We start from the raw sequence: 5,188 nt of genomic DNA, 5'->3' as shown, positions 1-5,188 counted from the left end.
CAACCTTGATAACTGAACAGTGAAACAACCTTGAAAGATTCTAAGAGAATAATTCAAGTCGATCAGAAATGATCGCAAACGAACAGCTTTTTAAAAAGCAACCTTAAAACAGTAAGGAACGGAATGGCTCAAGAAATGAAGCCAGCGCGTTCATGAAACTGGGAAAACTTTTAAACATGAGAGTTTGATCCTGGCTCAGGATGAACGCTGGCGGCGTGCTTAACACATGCAAGTCGAACGAAGCACTTTATTACGATTTCTTCGGAATGACGATTTAGTGACTGAGTGGCGGACGGGTGAGTAACGCGTGGGTAACCTGCCTCATACAGGGGGATAACAGTTGGAAACGACTGCTAATACCGCATAAGCGCACGGTATCGCATGATACAGTGTGAAAAACTCCGGTGGTATGAGATGGACCCGCGTCTGATTAGCTAGTTGGCGAGGTAACGGCCCACCAAGCAACGATCAGTAGCCGACCTGAGAGGGTGACCGGCCACATTGGGACTGAGACACGGCCCAAACTCCTACGGGAGGCAGCAGTGGGGAATATTGCACAATGGGCGAAAGCCTGATGCAGCGACGCCGCGTGAACGAAGAAGTATTTCGGTATGTAAAGTTCTATCAGCAGGGAAGAAGAAATGACGGTACCTGACTAAGAAGCACCGGCTAAATACGTGCCAGCAGCCGCGGTAATACGTATGGTGCAAGCGTTATCCGGATTTACTGGGTGTAAAGGGAGCGTAGGCGGTTTTATAAGTCTGATGTGAAAGCCCGGGGCTCAACCCCGGGACTGCATTGGAAACTGTAGGACTAGAGTGTCGGAGGGGTAAGTGGAATTCCTAGTGTAGCGGTGAAATGCGTAGATATTAGGAGGAACACCAGTGGCGAAGGCGGCTTACTGGACGATTACTGACGCTGAGGCTCGAAAGCGTGGGGAGCAAACAGGATTAGATACCCTGGTAGTCCACGCCGTAAACGATGAATACTAGGTGTCGGCCACCACAGGTGGTCGGTGCCGCAGCAAACGCAATAAGTATTCCACCTGGGGAGTACGTTCGCAAGAATGAAACTCAAAGGAATTGACGGGGACCCGCACAAGCGGTGGAGCATGTGGTTTAATTCGAAGCAACGCGAAGAACCTTACCAAGTCTTGACATCCTTCTGACAAAGTATGTAATGTACTCTTCCTTCGGGACAGAAGTGACAGGTGGTGCATGGTTGTCGTCAGCTCGTGTCGTGAGATGTTGGGTTAAGTCCCGCAACGAGCGCAACCCTTGTCCTTAGTAGCCAGCATTTAAGGTGGGCACTCTAGGGAGACTGCCAGGGTGAACCTGGAGGAAGGTGGGGATGACGTCAAATCATCATGCCCCTTATGACTTGGGCTACACACGTGCTACAATGGCGTAAACAAAGGGAAGCGAAATCGCGAGGTGGAGCAAATCTCAAAAATAACGTCTCAGTTCGGATTGTAGTCTGCAACTCGACTACATGAAGCTGGAATCGCTAGTAATCGCGAATCAGAATGTCGCGGTGAATACGTTCCCGGGTCTTGTACACACCGCCCGTCACACCATGGGAGTTGGGAATGCCCGAAGTCAGTGACCTAACCGTAAGGAAGGAGCTGCCGAAGGCAGGCTCGATAACTGGGGTGAAGTCGTAACAAGGTAGCCGTATCGGAAGGTGCGGCTGGATCACCTCCTTTCTAAGGAAATCGAGTAAAGCAGTTGTTTCGCTGTTGAGTTATTAAGTTAAACTTAATAACAATTACTTGGACTACTAAACTCATTACGGATCAAAGATCCTAATTCGTTAAGGGCCAAGTATGTATCGCACGTAAGCAATCAAAAAACGATTGCTAAGTGCTCATAACAATGCTGGTGGCGATGCGCTTAGGGGAAACACCCGTTATACATCCCGAACACGATGGTTAAGACTTAAGCGGCCGATGGTACTTGGTTGGAGACGACCCGGGAGAGTAGGTGGCTGCCAGTTATAGAAAAAAGACAGAAGAGATTCTGTTTTATATATAGAAGTAACGAGTCGAAAGACTTGTTACGACCCTAACAGGTTTTACCTGTGATTAGAGAGTTCAAGAGATTGAGTTTTCTAATGACTGGTAAACAGTCAAAATAGCACCTTGAAAATTTCATACAGATAGATTTTGATGAAAGAAAGTTGAATAAAATCAACTCTCAATATCAAGACATCCGAGAATTAACAAACCAAAAATTCAGTAAAAACTGAGAAAAGCTTTTTTAAGCAAAACAAATGTTGCAACGCTATGCAACGCGAGGTTAAGCAAAGAAGAGCGCAGGGTGGATGCTTGGCACTAAGAGCCGACGAAAGACGTGATAAGCTGCGAAAAGCCACGGGAAAGTGCAAATAACTTGTGATCCGTGGATATCTGAATGGGGAAACCTAACTGAAAGAACTTCAGTTATCCTAACGCCAATCCATAACGTTAGGAAGGGAACCCGGGGAACTGAAACATCTAAGTACCCGGAGGAAGAGAAAGAAACATCGATTTCGGGAGTAGCGGCGAGCGAAACCGAAAGAGGCCAAACCGAGACGCGTGCGTTTCGGGGTTCGGACTGCATTTAGGATTCATCGATTTTAGCAGAATGGTTTTGGGAAAGCCAGCCAGAGAGGGTGAAAGCCCCGTAAGCGAAAAGAGAGATGACCGAGCAGGATCCAGAGTACATCGAGACACGAGAAACCTTGATGGAAAGAGCGGGGACCACCCCGTAAGCCTAAATACTACTTAGTGACCGATAGAGCAAAGTACTGTGAAGGAAAGGTGAAAAGAACCCCGGGAGGGGAGTGAAAGAGAACCTGAAACCCTGTGTTTACAAGCTGTGGAACATCTTTATATGATGAACCGCGTACTTTTTGTAGAACGGTCCGGCGAGTTACGCTTACTGGCGAGGTTAAGGACTAAAGGTCTGGAGCCGAAGGGAAACCAAGTCTGAATAGGGCGCATAGTCAGTGAGAGTAGACCCGAAACCGGGTGATCTATCCATGTCCAGGTTGAAGATGATCTAATCGTCATTGGAGGACCGAACCCACATCCGTTGAAAAGGGTGGGGATGAGGTGTGGATAGGGGAGAAATTCCAATCGAACCCGGAGATAGCTGGTTCTCCTCGAAATAGCTTTAGGGCTAGCCTCATATTAGTCTTGTGGAGGTAGAGCACTGAATTTCCGCGGGGGCGTCAAAGCTTACCAAAGAATATCAAACTCCGAATGCCATAAAGATGATGTATGGGAGTCAGACTATACGAGATAAGTTGGATAGTCAAAAGGGAAAGAGCCCAGACCACCAGTTAAGGTCCCAAAGTATGTGTTAAGTGGAAAAGGATGTGGGATTTCATAGACAACTAGGATGTTGGCTCAGAAGCAGCCATACATTCAAAGAGTGCGTAACAGCTCACTAGTCGAGAGGTCCTGCGCCGAAAATGTCCGGGGCTAAAACACAACACCGAAGCTGTGGATTTATACACAAGTATAAGTGGTAGAGGAGCATTCTTAATACCGACGAAGCTGTACCGAAAGGAGCAGTGGAGGGATAAGAAGAGAGAATGCCGGAATGAGTAGCGAGAGTAAGGTGAGAATCCTTACGGCCGAATATCTAAGGTTTCCAGCGTAAAGCTGATCTGCGCTGGGTAAGTCGGGGCCTAAGGCGAGGTCGAAAGACGTAGTCGATGGATAACAGGTTGAGATTCCTGTACCGCATGGTAACAGAACTGTGGGGACGCATGGACAAAGCTCGAGCCGGGAATGGAAAGACCGGTACAAGCGAAGGAGGAGTACGGTTGGCAAATCCGCCGTATAATCCAAGAGCGTGATGTGGAGTGAACTAGAAGTAACGAAGCGAGTAGAGTCTGTGCCGAGAAAAGCCGCTATTGTTTGCCATGTGCCCGTACCGTAAACCGACACAGGTGGATGAGGAGAGAATCCTAAGGCCGACGGAAGAAGCATTGTTAAGGAATTCGGCAAAATGACCCCGTAACTTCGGGAGAAGGGGTGCCTGAGAAATCAGGCCGCAGAGAATAGGCTCAAGCAACTGTTTAGCAAAAACACAGGTCTATGCGAAACCGTAAGGTGATGTATATGGCTGACGCCTGCCCGGTGCTGGAAGGTTAAGAGGAGAGGTTAGCTTCGGCGAAGCTTTGAATTCAAGCCCCAGTAAACGGCGGCCGTAACTATAACGGTCCTAAGGTAGCGAAATTCCTTGTCGGGTAAGTTCCGACCCGCACGAAAGGCGTAATGATTTGAGCACTGTCTCGACAATGCATCCGGTGAAATTGAAGTACCAGTGAAGATGCTGGTTACCCGCGCCAGGACGGAAAGACCCCATGGAGCTTTACTCCAGTTTGGTACTGGGATTCGGTACTGCATGTACAGGATAGGTGGGAGACTATGAACTAGGGACGCCAGTTTCTAGGGAGTCGCTGTTGGGATACCACCCTTGTAGTATTGGATTTCTAACCAGTCACCGTAATCCGGTGATGGGACAATGCCAGGCGGGGAGTTTGACTGGGGCGGTCGCCTCCGAAAGGGTATCGGAGGCGCTCAAAGGTTCCCTCAGAATGGTCGGAAACCATTTAAAGAGTGCAAAGGCAGAAGGGAGCTTGACTGCGACACCGACGGGTGGAGCAGGTACGAAAGTAGGACTTAGTGATCCGGTGGTATAAAGTGGGATTGCCATCGCTCAACGGATAAAAGCTACCCTGGGGATAACAGGCTTATCACTCCCAAGAGTTCACATCGACGGAGTGGTTTGGCACCTCGATGTCGGCTCATCGCATCCTGGGGCTGTAGCAGGTCCCAAGGGTTGGGCTGTTCGCCCATTAAAGCGGTACGCGAGCTGGGTTCAGAACGTCGTGAGACAGTTCGGTCCCTATCCGGCGCGGGCGGAGGATATTTGAGAGGAGCTGACCCTAGTACGAGAGGACCGGGTTGGACGGACCACTGGTGTACCGGCTGTCAACCAATGGCATAGCCGGGTAGCCAAGTCTGGACGGGATAAACGCTGAAGGCATCTAAGCGTGAAGCCCCCCTCAAGATGAGATATCCCCTCCTATAAGGAGATAAGATCCCTTGAAGACTACAAGGTAGATAGGACAGAGGTGGAAGTGTAGTAATACATGTAGCTGACTGTTACTAATAGATCGAAGGCTTAACCAA

At 49.0% G+C, this 5,188-nt stretch carries 3 rRNA genes; all 3 read left to right on the top strand.

The window, feature by feature from the left end:
• Positions 1 to 172: 172 nt before the first annotated feature.
• Positions 173 to 1,705 (top strand): 16S ribosomal RNA (locus tag DW996_RS12820).
• Between the two features lie 171 nt (positions 1,706 to 1,876).
• Positions 1,877 to 1,995: ribosomal RNA gene (gene rrf, locus DW996_RS12815) — 5S ribosomal RNA — on the top strand.
• Positions 1,996 to 2,295: 300 nt separating this feature from the next.
• Positions 2,296 to 5,188 (top strand): 23S ribosomal RNA (locus tag DW996_RS12810).
• The 16S, 23S and 5S rRNA genes sit together here, the layout of an rRNA operon.

Origin of the sequence: Roseburia sp. AM51-8 (assembly GCF_003478275.1) — a bacterium.
GTDB lineage: Bacteria > Bacillota > Clostridia > Lachnospirales > Lachnospiraceae > Pararoseburia > Pararoseburia lenta.
This window is presented reverse-complemented; position numbering and strand designations above follow the sequence as displayed.